Annotated in this window: 15 protein-coding genes; 10 read left to right on the top strand and 5 right to left on the bottom strand. The window is 74.0% G+C overall.

The window, feature by feature from the left end:
• The first annotated feature begins 136 nt into the window (after positions 1-136).
• The 3 genes from ACK2IS_RS07800 to ACK2IS_RS07810 are packed head-to-tail and all read left to right on the top strand — an operon-like array spanning position 137 to position 2988.
• Positions 137-1153 (top strand): 1-acyl-sn-glycerol-3-phosphate acyltransferase, encoded by a 1017-nt coding sequence (locus tag ACK2IS_RS07800; RefSeq protein WP_409485574.1) that lies wholly within the window; start codon positions 137-139, stop codon positions 1151-1153.
• Positions 1154-1156: 3 nt separating this feature from the next.
• The gene (macS, locus tag ACK2IS_RS07805) at positions 1157-2320 is read left to right on the top strand and encodes a MacS family sensor histidine kinase (protein WP_409485575.1); all 1164 of its coding nucleotides are present in this window, start codon (positions 1157-1159) and stop codon (positions 2318-2320) included.
• Positions 2317-2988: a response regulator gene (locus ACK2IS_RS07810; RefSeq protein ID WP_409485576.1), complete on the top strand. Its 672-nt coding sequence runs from the start codon at positions 2317-2319 to the stop codon at positions 2986-2988. The genes macS and ACK2IS_RS07810 overlap by 4 nt, the downstream gene beginning before the upstream one ends.
• An 83-nt stretch (positions 2989-3071) precedes the next feature.
• Here the strand turns inward: ACK2IS_RS07810 and ACK2IS_RS07815 are convergent, their stop codons facing one another.
• On the bottom strand, positions 3072-3929 hold the full coding sequence (locus ACK2IS_RS07815; protein WP_409485577.1) for a DUF1028 domain-containing protein: 858 nt from the start codon (positions 3927-3929) through the stop codon (positions 3072-3074).
• Between the two features lie 74 nt (positions 3930-4003).
• Here ACK2IS_RS07815 and ACK2IS_RS07820 point away from each other — a divergent pair, with 74 nt between their 5' ends.
• Positions 4004-5392 carry a class II 3-deoxy-7-phosphoheptulonate synthase gene (locus ACK2IS_RS07820; RefSeq protein WP_409485578.1) on the top strand — a complete coding sequence of 463 codons (1389 nt, stop codon included), beginning with the start codon at positions 4004-4006 and terminating at the stop codon, positions 5390-5392.
• A 37-nt stretch (positions 5393-5429) separates the two neighbouring features.
• On the top strand, positions 5430-6017 hold the full coding sequence (locus ACK2IS_RS07825) for a molybdopterin-dependent oxidoreductase (RefSeq protein ID WP_409485579.1): 588 nt from the start codon (positions 5430-5432) through the stop codon (positions 6015-6017).
• A gap of 86 nt (positions 6018-6103) precedes the next feature.
• Here the strand turns inward: ACK2IS_RS07825 and ACK2IS_RS07830 are convergent, their stop codons facing one another.
• Both ACK2IS_RS07830 and ACK2IS_RS07835 read right to left on the bottom strand, forming a co-directional pair.
• Positions 6104-7018 carry a DMT family transporter gene (locus ACK2IS_RS07830; protein WP_409485580.1) on the bottom strand — a complete coding sequence of 305 codons (915 nt, stop codon included), beginning with the start codon at positions 7016-7018 and terminating at the stop codon, positions 6104-6106.
• 1 nt (position 7019) lies between these two features.
• Entirely contained in the window at positions 7020-9167 is a 2148-nt protein-coding gene (locus tag ACK2IS_RS07835; protein ID WP_409485581.1) for a PASTA domain-containing protein, read from the bottom strand.
• Between the two features lie 124 nt (positions 9168-9291).
• Here ACK2IS_RS07835 and ACK2IS_RS07840 point away from each other — a divergent pair, with 124 nt between their 5' ends.
• Positions 9292-9684, top strand: a complete 393-nt coding sequence (locus ACK2IS_RS07840) for an Rv2175c family DNA-binding protein (protein ID WP_409485582.1) — start codon at positions 9292-9294, stop codon at positions 9682-9684.
• Positions 9685-9770: 86 nt separating this feature from the next.
• Here ACK2IS_RS07840 and ACK2IS_RS07845 read toward each other — a convergent pair whose 3' ends face one another.
• Positions 9771-10868 carry a polyprenyl synthetase family protein gene (locus ACK2IS_RS07845; RefSeq protein WP_409485583.1) on the bottom strand — a complete coding sequence of 366 codons (1098 nt, stop codon included), beginning with the start codon at positions 10866-10868 and terminating at the stop codon, positions 9771-9773.
• 88 nt (positions 10869-10956) lie between these two features.
• On the opposite strand from ACK2IS_RS07845, the gene metF reads away from it, so the two are divergent.
• Positions 10957-11871, top strand: coding sequence for a methylenetetrahydrofolate reductase [NAD(P)H] (gene metF / locus ACK2IS_RS07850; protein WP_409485584.1), 915 nt, complete (start codon positions 10957-10959; stop codon positions 11869-11871).
• A 64-nt stretch (positions 11872-11935) separates the two neighbouring features.
• Here metF and ACK2IS_RS07855 read toward each other — a convergent pair whose 3' ends face one another.
• Positions 11936-12616 carry a DUF4126 domain-containing protein gene (locus tag ACK2IS_RS07855; protein WP_409485585.1) on the bottom strand — a complete coding sequence of 227 codons (681 nt, stop codon included), beginning with the start codon at positions 12614-12616 and terminating at the stop codon, positions 11936-11938.
• A gap of 237 nt (positions 12617-12853) precedes the next feature.
• Between ACK2IS_RS07855 and ACK2IS_RS07860 the strand changes: the two genes are divergently transcribed.
• The 3 genes from ACK2IS_RS07860 (at position 12854) to ACK2IS_RS07870 (ending at position 17635) form a co-directional block, all read left to right on the top strand.
• Positions 12854-13132 carry a DUF6504 family protein gene (locus ACK2IS_RS07860; RefSeq protein WP_409485586.1) on the top strand — a complete coding sequence of 93 codons (279 nt, stop codon included), beginning with the start codon at positions 12854-12856 and terminating at the stop codon, positions 13130-13132.
• Between the two features lie 101 nt (positions 13133-13233).
• Positions 13234-13665: an SAV_6107 family HEPN domain-containing protein gene (locus tag ACK2IS_RS07865; RefSeq protein ID WP_409485587.1), complete on the top strand. Its 432-nt coding sequence runs from the start codon at positions 13234-13236 to the stop codon at positions 13663-13665.
• Entirely contained in the window at positions 13655-17635 is a 3981-nt protein-coding gene (locus ACK2IS_RS07870) for a DNA polymerase III subunit alpha (protein ID WP_409485588.1), read from the top strand. The genes ACK2IS_RS07865 and ACK2IS_RS07870 overlap by 11 nt, the downstream gene beginning before the upstream one ends.
• The last annotated feature ends 10 nt before the right edge of the window (positions 17636-17645 follow it).

The following is a 17645-nucleotide window of genomic DNA, read 5'->3' on the forward strand; positions in this document are numbered from 1 at the left end:
GCTCTCCTGGGGTGCGTCGCTCGTCCGGCGGCGCCGCTGCGTCAGCGTTCGCGGCCCCCGTCGCCGGAGGCGCTCGCCCAGCCTAGCCGCGCCTGGGCTAGAGTGCGGCTCACGCGCTCAGAACGAAGGGTCCACGGTGCTCTACTGGTTCTTCAAGTCACTGGCCCTCGGCCCGGTGCTCAAGCTGCTCTTCCGCCCGTGGGTCGAGGGGGAGGAGCACGTGCCGACGCGCGGTGGCGCCATCCTCGCGAGCAACCACCTGTCCTTCTCGGACTCCTTCTTCCTCCCGGCCGTGCTGAGCCGGCGGATCACCTTCCCCGCCAAGATGGAGTACTTCACCGGTCGCGGGCTCAAGGGTCGGCTGACCGCGGCGTTCTTCCGCGGCGTGGGGCAGATCCCGATCGACCGGTCCGGGGGCAAGGCCAGCCAGGCGGCACTGCGGTCCGGGCTCGAGGTGCTGCGACGCGGCGAGCTCTTCGGGATCTATCCCGAGGGCACGCGCTCGCCCGACGGGCGTCTGTACCGCGGCAAGACCGGCGTCGCGCGCCTCGCCCTGGAGGCGGGCGTGCCGATCGTCCCGGTGGCCATGATCGGCACCGACAAGGCCCAGCCGACCGGACAGATCATCCCCAAGGTCATGCGCATCGGCGTCCGGTTCGGCGAGCCCGTCGACGTGAGCCGGTACGCCGGGATGCAGGAGGACCACCTCGTGCTGCGGGCCATCACCGACGAGGTGATGTACTCCCTCATGGAGCTGTCGGGGCAGGAGTACGTCGACGAGTACGCCGCCACCCGCAAGCAGCGGATGCTCGAGGCCGCCAAGGCACGGGCGGAGGACGCCCGGACCAAGGCGCGCGAGCTGCAGGACCAGACCCGGGTGCGCACGGACGAGGCGCTCCTGCGCGCCAAGGAGCTGCAGGAGCAGACCAAGGTCCGGGCCAAGGAGCTCGGCGACCCGGCCCGGCTGCGCGAGCTCGGCGACGAGGCCCTGGTGCGGGCCAAGGAGCTCGGCGACCCGGCCCGGCTCAAGGAGCTCGGTGACCACACGCGCGCCAGGGCCGAGGGCGCCCTGGCCCGGGCCACCAGCCGCGAGGGCGCCCCCGCGGCGGGCGAGGACGGCGGCGAGGGACGGCACCGCAGCGACGAGGGCTGACCCGTGCCCGGGGCGATCCCGGTCGGGCCGGTCGAGCACGCGGTCTGGCGTGGCATCGAGCTCGCCCGCCCGGTCGCGCTGACCTACGCCGTCGTCATGGTCGTGCTCCACCAGGAGGACATGCGCCGCCCGTGGGTGGCCTGGACCGCGCTGGCCGTCCTCGGCTGCTGGGTCGCCCTCGCGGGCCTGCGACGCTGGCGCAGCCGGGAGGCCGTCCTCGTCGAGCTCGGCCTCGTCTGTGTCGCGATCCTGCTCACGACCCTGGTGCACACCAGGGAGTCCATCACCGCCGGCGCCACCACGATCCCGGCGATGTATGCCGCCATCCCCGTCGCGGCGGCCGCCGCCGTGGCCGGCGTTCGTGGTGGCTTGCTGGCCGCCGCCGCCGTGACCTGCGCCAACGTCTGGGAGGTCGGCCGGCCCACCGGCGGCACGATCTACAACACGCTGCTGCTCCTGCTGCTGGCCACGGCCATGGGGGCGGGCGTCGAGCTGGGTCGCCGGCACCAGGCCGCCCTCGCCGAGTCCACCCGGCTGCGGGCCGAGGCCGCCGAGCGCGAGCGCCTGGCCCGGATGGTGCACGACGGGGTCCTGCAGCACCTGGCCTTCATCCACCGGCGCGGGCTGCAGCTGGGAGGCGAGGCCGCCGAGCTGGGCGACCTGGCAGCCCGCTCGGAGGCGGACCTGCGGCGGTTGATGGCGACCGGCGGGGAGGCGGGCAGGTCCGCGTCGGGCGGAGGGACGGACCGCGTCCAGCCGGCCGGGCCGGTCGACATACGACCCGCGCTCCAGACGCTCGGCGGACCGCGCACCGAGGTCGCCGTGCCCGCCACCCCGGTGACGCTCACCCGGCACCGTGCTGCCGAGCTGGTCGCCGCCGTCGCCGCCTGCCTGGACAACGTGGCGCGGCACGCCGGCGACGACGCCCGCGCCTGGGTGCTCCTGGAGGACCTCGGCGAGCGGGTGGAACTCACCGTGCGGGACGACGGCCCGGGCATCGAGCCGGGTCGCCTGGAGGCCGCCGCTGCCCAGGGTCGCCTCGGGGTGGCCTCCTCGATCCGGGGCCGGGTGCAGGACCTCGGGGGCCGGGTGACCTATCGCGGGGGGCCCGGTCGTGGCACCGTGGTGCACCTGTCCGTCCCCCGCACCCCCGAGGAGCCTGGATGAGCGACTCCCGCCCGGTGACCGTGCTCGTCGCCGACGACCACCCGATCTGGCTGGACGCCGTGGCCCGCGACCTGGGGCAGAGCGGTTTCCAGGTGGTCGGCACCGCTGCGGACGGCCCGGCGGCGGTGCGCCGCACCGCGGTGGTGCGACCCGACGTGCTGGTCCTCGACCTCAACCTGCCCGGCTGCTCGGGGGCGGAGGTGTGCCGCCAGCTCGCCGCGGCCGAGGTGCCCACGCAGGTGCTCATCCTGTCGGCGAGCGGAGAGCAGCAGGACGTGCTGGAGGCGGTCAAGGCCGGGGCGCGGGGCTACCTGCTGAAGTCCGCCGGTCGTGCGGAGCTCGTCGCGGCGGTGACCGCGACCGCGCAGGGACGTGCGGTCTTCACCCCGGGCCTGGCGGGGCTGGTGCTGGGGGAGTACCGCCGCCTGGCGGCGGAGCCGCAGCCGGAGCCGTCGACCGACCCGGTGCCCGAACTGACCGCCCGCGAGGTCGAGGTGCTGCGGCTCGTCGCGACCGGGCTGTCGTCCAGGGCGATCGCGGCGGAGCTGGAGATCAGCCACCGCACGGTCCAGAACCACGTGCAGAACACGCTGGTGAAGCTGCAGCTGCACAACCGGGTGGAGCTCACGCGGTTCGCGATCGACCGGGGTCTGGCCGGGCCAGGCTGAGCCGCCACCCGGGCTTCGACGCCGGTCGTGCCGCTGCCACAGGTCGCTCGCAGGCGTCTGGGCCCACTCACGGGCAAGCGACCTCAGAAGGTCGGGAAGCGCTCGCTGGTCTGCTCCGGCGGCAGCGTCTGCTCGCGCAGGACCTGCAGGAGCCGGGCGTCCACGCCCCCGTCGACGAGCCGCATCTCGAGGTTCTCGATGCCGGCCCAGGTGGCCAGGTCGGCGGCCGGGTCGCCGGTGAAGCCGAGCCGCTCCAGACGGCTGCGCACGTCCCCCAGCAGCGCACCCTCGAGCGGCAGGACCCGGGTCGGACGACCGAGGTGCAGCTCGTTGAGCACCGCCAGGCGCTGCAGCTCCTGCAGCGGCTGGGGGTGGTCGTCGACCCGCAGGTCGGCCAGGACCCCGCAGGCGTCGTAACCTGCCCCGGGCGAGGTGGCGTAGACGCCCGCGCTCTGACGACCCCGACGGTCGCCGCCGGCCCGGTCGCCCGCCACCAGGGTCTCCACGAGTCGGTCGACGAAGGGCAGGTGGGAGCCCTCGAGCCAGGCCCGCTCCATCGCCTCGACCACCTCGGGGCCGGTGAGCAGGTTGCCCTGGATCGCGTAGCCCCCGCTCTCGTCCCGGCCGCACACCCCACCGCTCCAGGGAAGACACTCGTCGCCGGTCCACGTCGCCTGGGTGCCGGGCCCGACGAGCCCGACCTGACGGGTCTGCGCTCGCGGGTCCTCCAGGGTGATGCGGGACAGCGCCTCGGGGGCGGCCAGGCCCTCCTCCAGCCGGTCCAGCGCCGCCACGCGGTATCCGGCGTTGGCGAGCGCCTGGCTGGCGACGGCCCCCGCCCCGGGCCGCACCATCCCCACCGTGCTGATCGCCGCGAGTGACTTGCTCGCGACGGCCACCCCGTAGGTCTCGGCGACGTTCGCCACGATCGAGAAGGTCATGCCAGCGACCCTAGCCTGTCGCCCGTTCCGTGGACGGCCCGGAAGCGACCGGCCATGCGCACTACCCTGACGTCGTGACGACGACGGCAGCCACGACGGCGACCACCGACCCGACGACGGCCCTGGACACCTGGCGTGAGCTGCCGGCGGCTCAGCAGCCGACCTATCCGCAGGGCGCTGACGTCCAGCAGGTGGTGGACACGCTGAGCGCCATGCCGCCGCTGGTGTTCGCGGGGGAGTGCGACCAGCTCACCGAGCGGCTGGCGGCCGCGTCGCGGGGTGAGGCCTTCGTGATGCAGGGCGGCGACTGCGCCGAGACCTTCGCCTACGCGACGGCCGACAACATCCGCGACCGGGTCAAGACGCTGCTGCAGATGGCGGCGGTGCTGACCTACGGCGCGAGCGTGCCCGTGGTCAAGATCGGGCGTATGGCGGGGCAGTACACCAAGCCCCGCTCCTCGGACGTCGAGACCCGGGGCGAGGTGACGCTGCCCGCCTACCGCGGCGACATGGTCAACGACTTCGCGTTCACCGAGCGGGCGCGCACGCCGGACCCGCAGCGGATGCTGCGCGGCTACCACGCGAGCGCGGCGACCCTCAACCTGGTGCGGGCCTTCACCACCGGCGGGTTCGCCGACCTGCGCCACGTCCATTCCTGGAACCGCGGGTTCGCCGCCAACGCGCAGTACGCGCGCTACGAGTCCATGGCCCGGGACATCGACAAGGCCATGCGGTTCATGACGGCCTGCGGTGCCGACTTCGAGGCGATGCGGTCCGTGGAGTTCTACGCCAGCCACGAGGCGCTGCTCCTGGAGTACGAGCGGGCGCTGACCCGGATCGACCACCGCACCGGCCGGGCCTACGACACCAGCGGGCACATGGTGTGGGTCGGGGAGCGCACCCGGCAGCTCGACGGCGCCCACCTGGAGTTCGTGTCCCGGATCAGCAACCCCGTGGGCGTCAAGCTGGGCCCGACGGTCACCGGGGACGACGTGATGCGCCTGGTCGACAAGCTCGACCCCGATCGTCGCCCGGGGCGGCTGACCTTCATCACGCGGATGGGCGCCACCACCGTCCGGGAGGCGCTGCCTGCCGTGGTCGAGCGGGTCCGCTCCGAGGGCGTGCCGGTCGTGTGGGTCACCGACCCCATGCACGGCAACACCCACACCAGCAGCACCGGCTACAAGACGCGCGACTTCGACGACGTCGTCGACGAGGTCCGGGGCTTCTTCGAGGTCCACCGGGCGCTCGGGACGGTGCCGGGCGGCATGCACGTGGAGCTGACGGGCAACGACGTGACCGAGTGCACCGGGGGCGCCAACCGGATCGACGACGCCGACCTGGCCGAGCGTTACGAGACGGTCTGCGACCCACGGCTCAACCACCAGCAGAGCCTGGAGCTGGCCTTCCTCGTGGCCCAGATGTTGTCCGACCGTGCCTCGGCCGGGCCGGCGCGAGGCTGACGACCGTCCTGCGCGGGGGCTGTGAGAGAGTTCCCCCATGCACCGTCGCAGCGAGCCGAGACCGGTCCCTCCGGGCCAGCGGCTCGTGTCCGAGCTGCCCGTCCAGCACTACGGTCGGGTCCCGACCCTCGACGAGGTGACCTGGACCCTCACGCTGTGCGGGGCGACCGCATCGGGGCGCCGACGCGTGCTCACCTGGGCCGACCTGATGGCCTTGCCGCAGGTGGAGCAGGTCGCCGACCAGCACTGCGTGTCGAAGATGACCCAGCAGGACGTCGCCTGGCGCGGCGTGCGCATGCGAGACGTCGTGGAGCTCGAGCCGCCGCAGGACGGGACGGAGCACACGCTCGTCTCCGCGGAGTACGGCTATGCCAGCTCGGTCGCCCTGGCAGACCTGCTCTCCCCGCGGGCGCTGCTCGCCACGCACCGCGACGGCGAGGTGCTCACCCCGGAGCGAGGGGGGCCGGTGCGCCTGGTCATCCCGCACCTCTACAGCTGGAAGGGCCCCAAGTGGGTCCGCGAGATCGCCTACCACGGCGAGCCCGTCCGCGGCTTCTGGGAGCAGCGCGGCTATCACCTCGTCGGCGACGCGTGGCGGCAGGAGCGCTACTCCTACCAGGGCTGAGCCGGCGCGGGGTGCCCGGCGGCGCCGTCCTGGGTGCCGCCGGTCCAGGCCCCGGTGCGTCCGCGCGGTGGCCGGCTGCCTCCCGGTCAGGGCTCGTGGTGCAGCGCCTCCGCGGGCGGGTCGACCAGGGCCGGAGTGTCGCCGCCGCGGCCGGCCAGCTCCACGACATACATCGCGGTCATGATCAGGCCACCGCCGACGAGCATCCGCCACCCCACCTGCTCCCCGCCGAGGAGCACCGCGAAGGCCGCCGCGAAGACCGGCTCGAGCGTCATCACGATCGCGGCACGGGCCGCGGACAGGTGAGCCTGCCCCCAGGTCTGGGCCCACAGGGCGACAGCCCCGGCGAGCACCGCCATGTAGACCACCGCCCACCACTGACCGTCGCCCTGGGGCAGCCGGATCCCGTCGACGGCCGCCGCGGCGACGCTGGTCGCGGCGATCGCCAGCATCTGCACCGTCGACAGGGCGGTGGCCAGGGCGGCGCTCGTGGCGCGGCCGACCCCGAGGATGTGCAACGCGTAGACCACCGCGCAGGCGAGCGTGAGCAGCTCCCCGATGCCGAGGCCCAGCCCGTCCCCACCCAGCGAGAGCACCGCCAGGCCGCCCACGGACAGCAGGGCGGCGACCCAGGTCTCGCGCGTGACCGTGTCGCGGAGCAGGAGCGCCCCGAGGAAGGGCGTCAGCACGACGTACAGCCCGGTGATGAAGCCGGAGCGGGACGCCGAGGTGTGCGCCAGGCCGATCGTCTGCAGGATCTGGGCGGCGGCATAGACCAGCCCGAGCAGCAGGCCGGCGACCCAGCCCCGACGGTCGAGCGCTCGCAGGCCGCGGCCGAAGACCGCGAGGAGCAGCGCCGCGGCGATGGTGAACCGCACAGCCAGGAAGTCGAGCGGGTCCATGCTGTCGAGCAGGTCGTGGATGAGGTAGAACGTCGACCCCCACACGGCGGTGACCGCCACCAGGACCAACGTCGCCAGACGGGTGCGGGAGGCAGCCATCTCAGACCACCACGATCGTGACGGTGCTGCCGCGGGGCATGCGGGTGGGTCCGGGGCTCTGCCGGGAGACGAGTCCGAAGACCTCGCCGAGCGGGCTGGTCACCCTGACCGTGAACCCGGCAGCCTCCAGCGCCTGACGGGCGTCGTCCTTGCTCCGGCCGACGACGCCGGGCACGAGGACCATCTCTGGCCCCTTGGACAGGACCACGGTCACCGACCGCCCGGCGTGCAGCGTGCCGGTGGCCGGGGTCTGCGCCACGATCGACCCGTCCGGCACGGTGCCGGAGAAGGCCCGGGCGGGATTCTCGGCATACCCCAGACCGACCTCGCTCAGCATCTTCCGGGCGCTGGTGGGGGTGCGGCCCACGACCGACGGCACCGGGACCGGGCGCGGACCCCTGCTGACGACGAGGGCGACCTTGCTGAAGGGCCTGAGCGAGGTGCCCGGCGCGGGGTCGGTCCCGATGACCGCCCCGGCGGGGACCTGCTCGTGATAGCTCGTGCGGATCGTCCCCGGGGCGAGGCGGGCGTCGCGCAGGGCCCGCTCGGCGTCGGCCTGAGGACGGCCGGCGAGCGCCGGCACGAGGTGGCGCTCCGGACCCCGGGAGACGACGAGGGACACGTCGTCGGTGCGGTGCAGCGGCGTGCCCTGGTCGGGTGAGGAGCGCACCACCATGCCCACGGGGACGGTCTCGTCGTAGACCTCCTCGACGGCGGCGTCGAGGTGGGCACGCTGCAGCCGAGAACGGGCCTCGTCGACGTGGATGCGTCCCAGCGGGGGAACCTTGGTCATGGCCCCGGGGCCGGTGATCAGCCACCAGCCCCCACCGGTCCCGCCGAGGGTCAGCAGCGCGACGAGCGGGACGACGACCTTGGCCGGGACCCGACGTCGTGGACGCTCGACCTCGTCGCCGTCGATGGGGCGGCCGAGCACGAGCGGGTCGGGCAGCGGCGTCGGACCGGCCGGGGCCTGCTGGGTGATGGCGACCGTCTCGGCCCGTCGTGACACCTCGGTGGTGCGCGAGGACGGATCCTGGACCGCGGCCGGCCCGGTCGTGGCCTCAGGGCGGTCCGGTCCGGAGCCCGAGGTGGCCTCAGGACGGCCGGGCCCGGCCGCGGGGGCGGGGCTGGCGACGCCGTCCGTCCCGTCCTCGGTCTCCTCCGTGGTCTCGGCCTTGGTCCCGGCTCCCGGCCCCGACGCCTCGCCGGGCCCGGTGAGCCCGGTCTGCGAGGTCAGGGCGACCGTGGGGTCACCGGGCCCGACCGCCTCCTCGGACGGCCGACCGTCCAGCTGCGCCGGGGTCAGGGAAGCGCGCACCTGACGCAGCCGGGCCGCCAGCTCGGCGCCGTCGGCCGGCCGGTCGTCCCGGTCGAGCGCGCTCGCCCAGGCGACCACCTCGTCCAGGACGCCCGGGACACCCGGGACGACCGTGCTCGGCGCGGCCACGGGCCGGTGCACGTGCTGGTAGGCCACGTGGATCGGGGAGTCGCCCTCGTAGGCCTGGCGGCCCGTCAACAGCTCGAAGAGCACCAGACCCGCGGCGTAGACGTCGCTACGGGCGTCCGTGCTGCCGTGCTCGACCTGCTCGGGCGACAGATAGGAGACGGTCCCCAGGATGGTGCTGCTCGCCACCGTGGCTGTCTCGGAGGTGACGGCCCGGGCCAGGCCGAAGTCGGCCACCTTGACCTGACCGTCCTCACGGATGATGACGTTCTCCGGCTTGACGTCCCGGTGGACGACGCCGGCCGCATGGGCCAGGCCGAGCGCCTCGGCGACCGGGATGAGCAGGTCCAGCGCGGCGCGCGGGCCGAGCGGCGCCTCGGCGTGGATGACCTCGCGCAAGGTGCGGCCGCGCACCAGCTCCATGACGAGGAACATGTCCGCGCCGTCGACACCCTGGTCGTAGACGGCGACCACGCGAGGGTCGTTGAGACGGGCCGCGGCTCGCGCCTCACGACGGAAACGCTCCGCGAAGGTCCGGTCGTCGGCGAGCCCGGGCCGCAGCAGCTTGACCGCGACCGAGCGCTCCAGCCGCTCGTCCAGCGCCTCCCACACCGTGGCCATCCCGCCGTCGGCGACGTGACGCACCAGCCGGTAGCGTCCGTCGAGGACGCGACCGGGCTCGGCGCGGAGGGTGGGCGTGGGCACCAGGTGATCCTAGGTGGGGGACCGTCCCCGCCCCCACATCCGCGAGCGGTGTGCCTCGGCCGGGCGCCGCACGTCCGTGCCACCTGACTCCGACGACCGACCAGGTCGTGGCACCCTGGTCCCCGTGAGTCGATCCAACGCTGCCCCCACCCCTGAGCTGCTCGCCTCGATCGAGGACGTCGTCCCCGGCTGGCTGACCGTGCCGGACATCGCCGAGCAGGCCGGTGTCACCCTGTCGCAGGTGCGCTCGTGGCTCGCCGAGGGCGACCTGGCCTCGGTGCGGCGCGGCGAGCGCAGGGTCGTCAGCGTGCCCGAGGGCTTCGTGCAGGACGGGCTGCCGCTGGAGACGCTGCGGGGCACCCTGTCCGTGCTGTACGACGCGGGCCTGAGCGAGGCCGAGGCCGTCGAGTGGCTCCACCTGCCCGACGAGACGCTGCGCGAGGGCACCCCGATCGCCGACCTGCGCGCCGGTCACAAGACCGAGATCCGACGCCGGGCGCAGGAGATGGCCTTCTAGCCGGAGGTGAGTCCGCCTCCCGGGCGGCGGTACAGGTGCCGCTCAGCTGGCGACCGGGTCGACGTCGGTCCACCCCGCGTGCAGCCTCAGCTGCTGCGGCGGGTGGCGTAGGCCGCGAGGTCGGCGAGCACGTCGCGCCCCTCGGCCAGCAGGTGGTGGGTCTGGCCCAGCGCCTCCATGCCCTCGGCGACCAGCCGCTCGATGTCCCGCTCGACCGCGTCGACGGCGCCGGCCCGCACCATCTGGTCCCGCATCTGCGCGACCGCGGCGTCGTCGAGCGCGGGATCGCCCAGCCGGGCCTCGAACTCCCGCGCCGCCCCGGCGTCCAGCCCGGCCAGCGTGTGGGCGACCAGGATCGTGTGCTTGCCCTCACGCAGGTCGTCGCCGGCGGGCTTGCCGGTCGCCTCCGGGTCGCCATACACCCCGAGCAGGTCGTCGCGCAGCTGGAAGGCCTGGCCGATCGCCAGCCCGAAGGTGCCGAGCCGGGTCAGGTCCGTGGAGCGTGCTCCGGCGGCCGCGGCGCCGATGAGCAGGGGGTGCTCGACGGAGTACTTCGCCGACTTGTAGGTGATCACGCGGGTGGCGCGCCGCAGCCGCTGGTCGTGGCTCAGGTCGCCCCAGCCGCGGGCCGCCTCGATGACGTCGAGGAACTGCCCGCCCATCAGCTGGGTCCTCATCTCGTCGAAGACCGGGCGTGCGCCGTGCATCTCCTGCCGGGACAGCCCCGAGGTCGCGAACATCGCGTCGGTCCAGGTGAGGCACAGGTCACCGGCGAGGATGGCCCCGGCCAGCCCGAAACGCTCGGACAGCCCCTCCCAGCCCTGCTCGCCGTGGTGGGAGGCCAGTCGGCGGTGCGTCGCGGGCAGACCGCGACGGGTGTCGCTGTCGTCCATCACGTCGTCGTGGATCAGCGCGGCGGCCTGGAAGAGCTCCATCGAGGTCGCGGCCCGCACGATCGCGTCGTTGTCGACCCCGCCAGCGGCGCGATAACCCCAGTAACAAAAGGCCGCCCGCAGTCGCTTGCCCCCGCGGAGCAGCTCGGCGACGGCGTCGACGAGGAGCCGGGCGTCCCGCCCGACCGCCGCGAGCTGGGCCGAGCGCAGCGCGATCTCGTCGTCGATCTCGGCCTGGACCCGCTGGCGCAGGTGGGCGCGGTCGACGATCTCGGTCCCGACTGTGGTCATCCCGGCTGCCTCCCTCTCACGACACGCGGTGTGCCCACATGTCGGTGGGGCCGAGCCTACGCGGTCAGGCTCGCCTAGAGTGCCGCGCATGCCGTCCGGTGCGCCCTTCCTGAGCCCGCGCGAGGACCTCGCCACCACCTCGATCCCGCAGATGCTGGCCGAGGCCGGGACGAGCTTCTCGTTCGAGTTCTTCCCGCCCAGCAGCGACGACGCCGAGCAGGTGCTGTGGGACGCGGTGCGCCGGCTGGAGAAGAAACGCCCCAGCTTCGTGTCGGTGACCTACGGCGCGGGCGGATCGACACGGGACCGGACGGTTCGCGTCACCCGCCGGATCGCCGACGAGACCACCCTCGTGCCCATGGCGCACCTGACGTGCGTCGGCTCCTCGATCGCCGAGCTGCGCGGCATCGTCGGGGAGTATGCCGGCGCCGGCATCCGCAACGTCATGGTCCTGCGCGGCGACCCCGCGGGCGGGCTGGGCACGCCGTGGACGCCGCACCCCGAGGGCCTGGACCACGCCGTGCAGCTCGTCGAGCTGGTGCGCTCCCTGGGCGACTTCACCGTCGGGGTCGCGGCCTTCCCCGACAAGCACCCCGAGTCCCCCTCGCTGGAGCAGGACGCCGACGTTCTCGTGGCCAAGCAGCGGGCGGGTGCGGACTTCGCCGTGACCCAGATGGTCTTCGACGTGGACAACTACCTGCGGCTGCGGGACCTGGTGTCCGCCCGGGGCGGCTCGCTGCCCATCATCCCGGGGCTGATGCCGGTCACCAACCTGCGGCAGATCACGCGGATGGCCCAGCTGTCGGGATCGGCGCTGCCGTCGGCGGTGACCTCCCGGCTGGAGGCCGTCGCGGACGACGAGGACGCCGTCCGGGCGGTGGGGGTGCAGATCGCCACCGAGCACGCCTCGCGGCTGGTGCACGAGGGCGCGCCGGGACTGCACTTCTACACGATGAACCGCTCCACGGCGACGCTGGAGGTCTTCGCCAACCTCGGCCACTGACACCGCGATCCGCGGCGTGGCGCGCCCGTCCCGACACGGTGCGCACGCCGGACCGGGCGGGACGTCATACCTCTCGGTCGTCCCGGCGGACCGGGTGCACCGAGGGCTCCTCGCGGCGGCGGCCGCCGAGCCCGATGCCCGCGCGGGCCTCGGCGATCAGGCCGGTGCCCCAGCGGTCGTAGCGTCGCTTGGCGCCGACGACGCGGCGCAGCAGGAAGCCGATCGCCACGATCCCGGCCAGCAGCAGGACGCCGGCGATGATCGCGGCGGCCCAGGGGTGGTCGGTGGCGAGGGTCATCACGCCGACGACGGCGACGTCCTCGGCCGTGGACACGGCGACGTTGCTCACCGGCTCGGGGGAGGAGTTGACGCCGGCGCGCAGGCCCGCCTTGACGCCGTGGCTGGCCAGCGCGGTGAAGCCGCCCGTCGCGGCCGCGAAGGCCTGCTCCAGTCCCGAGCTGCCGTGCCCGGCCAGCAGGTAGCCGAGGGTGGCGCCGACGGCGGGCCGGACGGCGGTGTGCACGCTGTCCCAGACGGAGTCCACGTAGGGGATCTTGTCGGCGAACATCTCGAGCAGGAAGAGCACCCCGGCCGCGATCATCACGTCGGGCCGGGTGAGGACGGCGGGCACCTGGTCGATGGCGAAGAACCTCCCCGCCAGGCCCAGCACCAGCACGACGGCGTAGGCGTTGATGCCGCTCGCCCATCCGCTGGTGAAGACCATCGGCAGCAGCTCGGTACCCATTCGTTCTCCTCGGTCGGGGGATGTGGCATCACGGTAAGCGCGGGTGTGGAGCGGTGATTCCCGGTCGCCGGGACTCGCCGGTCTCGATCCGGTCACGAGGCTCTGACCTGCGGTGATACGCACGTGGGTGACGACGGGGTGGGGTCTGTCGGAGGTGGCGCCTACAGTTCTTCTTGTCGAACACATGTTCGGCTTGGGTGTTCGATCACCTGATCTTCCGACCCCTGAGGAGGGACCGTGCGCCGTTGCGACGAGGTGATCGAGGTCCGCCACGAGGACCGTCCGTTGCAGTTCATCTGGCGGGGGCGGCTCTACGACGTGCGGGTCGTCGTCGACCACTGGCGCGAGCGTCGCCCCTGGTGGCACGAGGTCCCGGACACCCGCTCGGTGACCGCGGCCGACCTCGAGGAGGAGGTATGGCGGGTCGAGGCGGCTCCGGGCCGCTGCGGCGTCCCGGGGGTCTACGACCTGGCGGTGCGAGGGGCGCGGTGGCAGCTCGTCGGGCTCTCCGACTGAGGACCTACCGGCTGAGGACTTACCGACGGAGGACTCGCCGAGGGACGAGCCCACCACCACGGCACGAGATCACGACCGACGACAGAGAGCAGGTGCCCGACATGACCATCACCGACACCCGACCTCCGCTGGCGAGCGCGAGCCTGGACCTGCTGGACCGGGCCTACGCGGCGCTGGGCGAGGCGATCACCGCGACGAGCCCGGCCGATCGCTATGTGGCGGCGCACCTGGCGGGCCTGCGCGCGGCGGCGGCTCTGCTCGCCACCCGGGGTCGCCCCACGGCCAAGGGTCGACCGCGCAGCGTCTGGGAGCTGCTGCCGCCGGCGGCGCCGGAGCTGACGGAGTGGGCGGCGTTCTACACCGCCTCGGCGCGGCGGCGAGCGGTGGCGGAGCGGGGCGGCCCGGTGCCGGTCCGCGCCGCCGACGACCTGGTCCGGGCCTCGGAGACCTTCCTGGGGCTGGTGGAGTCCTCGCTGGGGGTGGCGCCGCACGCACCCCTGCCGTCGTTGCAGGTGGCCACCGGTGTCTGCTGACTTCGTCCACCTGCACGTCGCCTCGGGGCACTCGCTGCGCTACGGCACGACGACCCCCGCCGACCTGGTCGCCCTGGCCGCGGGTCACGGTCAGCGGGCGCTGGCCCTGACCGACCGGGACGGGCTGTACGGCGCGGTCAAGTTCGCGCAGGCCTGCCTGGCCGAGCAGGTCGCCCCGATCCTGGGCGTCGACCTGGCGGTGGGGGAGCACGCGGGGCAGGTGGTGCGTCCTGCCGGTCGCACACCGGTGCGCGGGGGCGCCGTGGTCGACCCGCGCCTGCCCCGGGTGACGGTGCTGGCCCGGGGGCAGGCCCGCGTGGGACGGGGCCAGGGCTGGGCGCGACTGTGCCGGCTGGTGACGGCCACCCATCTCGCGGGGGAGCGGGGCGAGCCCGTGACCAGTCCTGACCTGGTGGCCGAGCATGCCCGCCTGCTCGCCGAGGGGAGCAGGGACGAGGCGGGTCCGGGCCGGACGACGGACGAGGCCGCGCTGACCGTCCTGGTGGGTCCCGACTCCGACGTCGGACGGGCTCTGCTGCGGGGCCGCTCGGATCTGGCCCGCACCCTCCTGCAGCGATGGCGTCGGGCGCTGCCGCCGGGGTCGCTGGTCGTCGAGGTCGTCTGCCACCAGGGCCCGCCGGGATCGGTGGGGAGCCGCCGCCAGGCCGCCGGGTTGCTGGCTCTCGCCGACGAGGCCGGGGTGCCGGCCGTGCTCACCGCCGCCGTGCGGCACGGCCGCCCGCAGGACGCGATCACCGCGGACGTCCTGGACGCCGCGCGGCGACTCGTGGTGCTCGACACCCGCCATCTGGACCGGGTCACCACCCTGGGGCACCTGGCCTCGACCGGCGACATGCTCGAGCGGGCCCGGCTGGTCTGCGGCGACGACGGTGCCCGGGCCGCCGAGCTGGTGCGGGCGACCCTGCGGGTGGCGGACGACTGCGTGCTCGACCCGCGCACCGATCTCGGGCTCGGCTCGGTGCAGCTGCCCGAGCCGGGGATCCTCGACATACGCCCCGGCCGGTCGCCGCAGGCCGAGCTTGCCGAGCGATGCCGCTCGGCCCTGCACCTGCGCTATCCGGACGCCACGGCCGCCGAGCTCGCCCGGGTCGAGGCGCGGCTCGACGACGAGCTGCAGGTGGTGGGGGCGCTCGGCTACCCGACGTACTTCCTCACCGTGGCCACCGTCTGCGACCTGATCCGGCAGATGAAGGGCCGGGTGGCGGCGCGCGGGTCCGGAGCCGGCAGCCTGATCACCTACCTGCTCGGCATCAGCGGGGTCGACCCGATCCGCCACGACCTGCTCATGGAGCGTTTCTGCTCGCCGCTGCGGGCCCAGCTGCCCGATATCGACGTGGACGTGGAGTCCGCCCGGCGCACCGCGATCTACGAGCGAATCCTGGACCGCTTCGGCGGGGACCGGGTGACCTGCGTGTCGATGATGGACACCTATCGCGTCCGCCATGCCGTGCGCGACGTCGGTGCTGCGCTGGGGATGCCCCCGATCGAGGTCGACGCGATCGCCAAGGCCTTCCCCCACGTGCGGGCCCGCGACGCCCGGTCCGCGATCGCGGACCTGCCCGAGCTGCGGGCGAGCGGCCTGGACGCGCCCCGGTTGCAGACCTTCTTCGACCTCGTCGAGCGGGTCGACGGGCTGCCCCGCCATGTCGCGCTGCACCCCTGCGGGGTGGTGCTGTCCAACTCCAAGCTGCTCGACCGCACCCCCGTGGAGGCGAGCTGGCTGGGCTTCCCGATGAGTCACTTCGACAAGGACGACGTGGAGGCCGTCGGCTTCCTCAAGCTCGACGTCCTCGGCATCCGGATGCAGTCGGCGATGGCTCACGCGGTGGCCGAGGTGGAGCGGGTGGACGGGATCCGCATCGACCTCGACGACCGGTCGCAGGTCCCGCTGGACGACGAGGCGACCTTCCGCCTGATCCGGTCCACCCACACCCTGGGGTGCTTCCAGATCGAGTCGCCCGGGCAGCGCGAGCTGATCGGCAAGTTCGGGCCGGAGTCCTTCGAGGACATCGTCATCGACATCTCGCTGTTCCGCCCCGGGCCGGTGAAGTCGGACATGATCACCCCCTTCCTGCGGGCCCGTCAGGGCTGGGCGGAGCCGGACTACCTGCACGAGACCCTCGTCCCGGCGCTGCGTGAGACCGCGGGCGTGGTGGTCTTCCACGAGCAGGTGCTGCGCATCGTCGCCGAGACCGCGGGGGTGTCCCTGGCACAGGCCGACGAGGTGCGCCGCGCCATGGGATCGACCGACGGTCAGGCGGAGGTCGAGGCCTGGTGGCGCCCGGCGGCGGCCGCACGAGGGTATGCCGAGGCGGACGTGGACCGGATCTGGGAGGTGCTGCGCGCCTTCGCGTCGTTCGGCTTCTGCAAGGCCCACGCCGCGGCCTTCGCCCTGCCGACCTACCAGTCGGCGTGGCTCAAGGCCCATCACCCGGCAGCCTTCCTCGCCGGGGTCCTCACCCACGACCCGGGCATGTATCCCAAGCGCCTCATCCTCGACGACGCCCGCAGCCTGGGGATCGCGATCCTCGGCCTGGACGTCAACGCCTCCGGTGCCGACTACCGGATCGAGCGGGTCGCGCCCGGGGAGGAGCCCCCGCCGGTCCTCGACCAGCCGGCCCGACCGGTCCCGGCCCATCCTGACCTGCCCGACGGGCGGGCCTACGGCATCCGGCTGTCCCTCTCCGACGTCAGGGGGATCGGCGAGGCCGAGGTGCAGGCCCTCGTCGCCGGTCAGCCCTACGCGACCCTCGCCGACGTCTGGAACCGTGCCCGCCCCTCCCGCCCGACCCTGGAGCGGCTGGTGGTGGCGGGGGCGCTCGACTCGCTCTACGGGCTCGACGGTCACCGGGCCACCGCCGGTCTCGGCCGCCGGGGCCGGGTCACCCGCCGCGACCTGCTGCTGCACGTCGCAGAGCTCGAGCGCTGGACCCGGGCCACGACCCGGGGACCCGTCGGGCGGGGTGGTCACGGCCGCCGCGCGACGTCCGGTGCGGCCACCGCCCCCCACGAGACAGCGGCCCGCCGGCTGCGTCAGGACCACGAGCCGCGCAGCAGCACTCAGCAGGAGCCTTCGCCGTACGCCGACCGGACGAGGCGGACCCCCTCCGGGCCGCGGGGAGCCGGGCGCGCGGCCTCCGAGGTCTGGGCCCCGGAGACGCCGGTCGCCGGCACGGACGTGCGCTCGGCCGCGGCCCGGCAGTCCCGGCAGCGTGTCCCCGTCGCTGCCGAGCAGCAGGTCGTCCAGCTCGCCCTGGACCTGGGGGACGAGCCCGAGCTGACCCTCGGGTCCGGGCTGCCGGAGATGACCCAGGTGGAGCGGGTGCGTGCCGAGCTGGAGGTGCTCGGCCTGGACGCGTCCGCCCACGTCCTCGAGCCCTATGCCCCCCTGCTGGACGCGCTGGGCGTGGTCCGCTCCGCCGAGCTGCTCCGGCAGCGCAGCCGGGCCTCGGTGCTCGTCGCCGGCATCAAGGTCGCCACCCAGACCCCGCCGGTCCGGTCCGGGAGGCGGGTCGTCTTCCTCACCCTGGACGACGCCACCGGCCCGGTCGACGCAACCTTCTTCGAGGACGTGCAGGGAGCTTTCGCCACCACGGTGTTCCACTCGTGGATGCTGGTGGTGCGCGGTGAGGTCCGCCGGACCGGCCCGCGCGGCATCTCCTTGCGCGCCACGGGGGCCTGGGAGCTCGATGGGCTGTGGGAGCAGTGGCTGCACGGCGGTCTGGACGCCGTGCACGAGCACCTCGCCCGGGTCGAGGCGGCCACGACCGAGCAGACCGAGGCCCTGCGTACCGCGACCGGCACCGAGGGTGCGCGACCGCGCCGGGTGCTGCGTCATGCCTCCGGCTTCGAGCAGTCCCCGTATACCGACATCAAACCTGCCGGAGGTGACGCGCGTGAGGCACCCCGCAAGCTGTGGTACTCCAGCCCGGGCAGCTCGGGTCACTGAGATGTCACGA

Origin of the sequence: Arsenicicoccus dermatophilus (genome assembly GCF_046267915.1) — a bacterium.
Lineage (GTDB): Bacteria > Actinomycetota > Actinomycetes > Actinomycetales > Dermatophilaceae > Arsenicicoccus > Arsenicicoccus dermatophilus_A.

What these genes read in the sequence shown, in the direction of transcription:
- metF (WP_409485584.1), top strand. Translation starts at nt 10,957, where the DNA reads ATGCCGTCCGGTGCGCCCTTCCTGAGCCCGCGCGAGGACCTCGCCACC.
- ACK2IS_RS07830 (WP_409485580.1), bottom strand. Translation starts at nt 7,018, where the DNA reads ATGGCTGCCTCCCGCACCCGTCTGGCGACGTTGGTCCTGGTGGCGGTC.
- ACK2IS_RS07845 (WP_409485583.1), bottom strand. Translation starts at nt 10,868, where the DNA reads ATGACCACAGTCGGGACCGAGATCGTCGACCGCGCCCACCTGCGCCAG.
- ACK2IS_RS07825 (WP_409485579.1), top strand. Translation starts at nt 5,430, where the DNA reads ATGCACCGTCGCAGCGAGCCGAGACCGGTCCCTCCGGGCCAGCGGCTC.
- ACK2IS_RS07815 (WP_409485577.1), bottom strand. Translation starts at nt 3,929, where the DNA reads ATGACCTTCTCGATCGTGGCGAACGTCGCCGAGACCTACGGGGTGGCC.
- ACK2IS_RS07855 (WP_409485585.1), bottom strand. Translation starts at nt 12,616, where the DNA reads ATGGGTACCGAGCTGCTGCCGATGGTCTTCACCAGCGGATGGGCGAGC.
- ACK2IS_RS07810 (WP_409485576.1), top strand. Translation starts at nt 2,317, where the DNA reads ATGAGCGACTCCCGCCCGGTGACCGTGCTCGTCGCCGACGACCACCCG.
- ACK2IS_RS07865 (WP_409485587.1), top strand. Translation starts at nt 13,234, where the DNA reads ATGACCATCACCGACACCCGACCTCCGCTGGCGAGCGCGAGCCTGGAC.